This window comes from Sphingomonas sp. CCH9-F2 (genome assembly GCF_001556735.1).
In the GTDB taxonomy this organism is placed as follows: domain Bacteria; phylum Pseudomonadota; class Alphaproteobacteria; order Sphingomonadales; family Sphingomonadaceae; genus Sphingomonas; species Sphingomonas ginsenosidimutans.
Genome location: NZ_LSJO01000437.1, coordinates 1 through 3,456, shown reverse-complemented (window position 1 = coordinate 3,456; position 3,456 = coordinate 1). Strand labels below are relative to the sequence as shown.

At 68.3% G+C, this 3,456-nt stretch carries 5 protein-coding genes and 1 pseudogene; 5 read left to right on the top strand and 1 reads right to left on the bottom strand.

Annotation, left to right across the window (positions count from 1 at the left end; genetic code table 11):
* Nucleotides 1-241 (top strand): annotated as a pseudogene (locus tag AX685_RS22610) (beta-N-acetylglucosaminidase domain-containing protein); the annotation flags it as partial.
* A gap of 10 nt (nucleotides 242-251) precedes the next feature.
* Here AX685_RS22610 and AX685_RS12250 read toward each other — a convergent pair.
* Entirely contained in the window at nucleotides 252-713 is a 462-nt protein-coding gene (locus AX685_RS12250) for a MarR family winged helix-turn-helix transcriptional regulator (RefSeq protein WP_066489084.1), read from the bottom strand.
* 111 nt (nucleotides 714-824) lie between these two features.
* On the opposite strand from AX685_RS12250, the gene AX685_RS12245 reads away from it, so the two are divergent.
* From AX685_RS12245 to AX685_RS12230, 4 genes are all read left to right on the top strand, one after another.
* Entirely contained in the window at nucleotides 825-1,211 is a 387-nt protein-coding gene (locus AX685_RS12245; RefSeq protein WP_066489081.1) for a hypothetical protein, read from the top strand.
* 49 nt (nucleotides 1,212-1,260) lie between these two features.
* Nucleotides 1,261-1,917 carry a TetR/AcrR family transcriptional regulator gene (locus tag AX685_RS12240; protein ID WP_066489079.1) on the top strand — a complete coding sequence of 219 codons (657 nt, stop codon included), beginning with the start codon at nucleotides 1,261-1,263 and terminating at the stop codon, nucleotides 1,915-1,917.
* A 274-nt stretch (nucleotides 1,918-2,191) separates the two neighbouring features.
* Nucleotides 2,192-2,599, top strand: coding sequence for a hypothetical protein (locus tag AX685_RS12235; RefSeq protein ID WP_066489077.1), 408 nt, complete (start codon nucleotides 2,192-2,194; stop codon nucleotides 2,597-2,599).
* Between the two features lie 122 nt (nucleotides 2,600-2,721).
* Nucleotides 2,722-3,420, top strand: a complete 699-nt coding sequence (locus AX685_RS12230) for a pirin family protein (protein WP_066489075.1) — start codon at nucleotides 2,722-2,724, stop codon at nucleotides 3,418-3,420.
* Nucleotides 3,421-3,456: the final 36 nt, after the last annotated feature.

Below are 3,456 nucleotides of genomic sequence, written 5' to 3'. Positions count from 1 at the left end.
CGACTATGCCTATGGCGCCGCCTTCGCCGCCGCGGCGGAGCGCCTGCTGGGGCAGCCGTTCGCGCACATGCTGCAACAGGATCTGATCGCGCTGCAAGATACCGGCCACGAACGCCTTGGCACCCGCGCGGCGAAGCTGCGCGATCGCTACGCCGCGATCGACCACCCCGCCGCACGCGAGATCATCCGCTGGCTCGACGGCGACGATCTGATGACCGACGCGGAGGTGCAGACGCAATAGCGTCGGCGCGTCAGGCCGCTGCGCCCGCCCCCGCCCCCGCAAGCGTCCGGCGCAGCGCGCGCACCTCGTCGGTCAGCGCGATCACCGCCTCCAGCGTCAATCCGGTGCTGGCGAACACGCGCCGCGCCATCGGTTCGCTCTCCTCGCGCAGCGCACGGCCGCGCCCGGTCAGGTGCACCCGCACCTGCCGCTCGTCCTGCGCGTCGCGCGTGCGCGTCACCACGCCCCCCGCCTCCAGCCGCTTGACCAGCGGCGTGATCGTGCTCGGCTCCAGCGCCAGACGCGCCGCCACCGCGCCGATTGTGCGCCCGTCCTCCTCCCACAGCACCTGCAACACCAGATATTGCGGATAGGTCAGCCCCAGCGCATCCAGCATGGGCTTGTACACCCGCCCCATCTCCATCGACGCGCTGTACAGCGCGAAGCACAACTGCCGCTCCAGCGGCGCCGGGTGGGAAATCGTGTCGGCCATCGTCGCGTCTTAACCTCGGGGGTGTGGCGGGCCAATGCAAGCGCGCGCTACGCCGAAAGTCGTAGGTCGCGATTGACCGTTCGGTAACGATGACGCCCCTAGACCATTACCATGAAAGCCGAATATTCTTTCGATCCCGACACCGCGCACGGCCTGATGCGCGTCAGGATGGCGGGATTCTTCGAGCCGGTCGACGTCACGCGCTTCGCCGCCGACCTCATGGAACAGCTTGCGAACCTGGGTCGCCCACCGGGCGAGCATCTGACGATGGTCGATATCCGCGCGATGGACATCCAGTCGCAGCAGGCGGTCGAACGCTTCGAACAGGTGCTGGCGAATTCGCCGATGCGATCGCGGCGGCTGGCGTTCGTGGTCGGTCGGTCGCTGTCGCGAATGCAGATCAAGCGCGCCGCCAGCAGCCGCGACGCCGGCTATTTCCAGTGCCCGGAGAGTGCGGAGGCGTGGCTGCTGGGGAAGGACGACGCCGCCGCTGCCTGACGGCCCGCCCCTCGACGGCATCGGCACGTCGCATTATATACCAGGCGTTATGGAAAGCGCAGCCCCCGTCCTTGCCCCGGAATCCGCCGCCGCGCCGTCCGCCTCTGCGCCCGCCTCTCCGCGAGGCCGTCCGCGCGGCTTCTGCCCCGACGCCGCGCTCGCTGCCGCGCTCGGCGTATTCTGGACCCGCGGCTATGAAGGCGCGTCGATGGCGGACCTTACCGCCGCGATGGGCATCACCAAGCCCAGCTTGTACGCCGCCTTCGGCAACAAGGAACAATTGTTCCACAAGGCGCTCGACCTCTACGAAACCGAAAAGCTCGCCTATATCCGCGACGCGCTGGAGCAGCCGACCGCCCGCGCGGTCGCCGAATATCTCCTGCGCGGCGCGGTCGCGGCGCAGACCAGCGCCGGGGATCCCAAGGGGTGCCTGGGCGTGATCGGCGCCGCGGCGTGCAGCAACGCCGCCGATTCGATCCGCACCCATGTGCTGGCGCGCCGCGAATCCTCGCACGCCGCGCTGGTGGAGCGGTTCCGCCGCGCGCAGCGCGATGGCGACCTGCCCGATCATGCCGACCCGCTGGCTCTGGCGCAGTTCCTTTACACCGTGTTGCAGGGGATGGCGGTACAGGCGGGCGCCGGCACCTCGCGCGCCGATCTGGACAAGGTCGTCGACACCAGTCTGATGCTGTGGCCGGGGCGCTGACGCGGAATTTTTTTACCGACCGGTACAAAAGCGATTGACGACCTGCCGGACGGTTTTTATACCGAACGGTATGGAACGGGGCCCGACCAACCCCGGCACCCGCCCGATCGAAAGGGGATCGCGATGAACCCGCCGGACACCGGCCCTTCCTGACGCCGCGCATCGCGCTGCCGAACGGCCGCGCCCCTCACTATCCGTCGACCCCGGCCGAACCCGCCCGGCGCGTGCCCATCGCGCAGGGACGCCCGCACGGCCATCGCCAGGAACCACCCGCATGGCCTATCTCTGCTTCGATCCGATCAATGCCTCCGCCGCAGCGCGCACCGCGCCGGCCCCGCTCCCGGCCGCCGATCTGCTTTCCCCGGCCGAACCCGCGCCCCGGCTGGGCGCGCTCGAATGGTCGGTCGTCGCGCTCGCCCGCAACGACCGGCTGTCCTCGCTGCGCGCGCCCGGGCGGATGACCACCGCGATGCGCGTGCTGTTCCGCCAGTACAACCGGATGCTCGCCGACGATCGGCTGGAGGCACTGCGCCGCATCGCGGTGCTCGGCTGGCATCACGGCTATTCCGTGCCCTCGCATGAGGTCGCGCGCTTCCTGCGGGCCGGCTATTCGCACGGTCAGTACGAACTCATGATGGACAGCATCAGCGCCGCGCACGCCACGCGGCAACCGCGCCGCTGATCGCGCGATCATAGCAAAAACGGCAACGATCCGTTTGCCAACTGCCCTCTGACGAAACGATCGCGTACCACCTACATGGCTCTGCGTGATCCGGCGCCATCGCCGGACAGCGGAGACACTCCATGATCGACCTTCGTCCTTTCGACACGCTTGGCGGTGCCAACCATGGCTGGCTGGACGCGAAGCATCATTTCTCCTTCGCCGGCTATCACGATCCCGCGCGCGTCCATTGGGGCAATCTGCGCGTGTGGAACGACGATACGATCGCGCCCAGGACCGGCTTTCCCCCGCATCCGCACAACGACATGGAAATCATCACCTATGTCCGCGAAGGCGCGATCACGCATCAGGACAGCCTGGGCAATTCCGGCCGGACCGAGGCGGGCGATGTGCAGGTGATGAGCGCGGGCACCGGCATCCGCCATTCGGAATATAATATGGAGGATGTGACGACCCGCATCTTCCAAATCTGGATCGTCCCGACCCGCACCGGCGACGCGCCGCAATGGGGCGCCAAGCCGTTTCCGAAAGGCGATCGCTCGGGCCAGTTCGTGACGCTTGCCAGCGGTTATGACGACGATCGCGACGCGTTGCCGATCCGCACCGACGCGCGCGTGCTGGGCGCGACGATCCGCGCCGGCGAAACCGCCAGCTATCCGCTGGGCCGCGATCGCAAGGCGTATCTGGTCCCCGCCACGGGTTCGGTCGATATCGAGGGGGTGCGTGTCGGCACCCGTGACGGCGCCGCGATCAGCGACGTCGACACGCTGACCGTCACCGCGATCGAGGATGCCGAGATCGTGATGGTTGACGCCGCCTGAAGCTGGCGACGGCGGGGCTTCCGATCGAAAGACCGG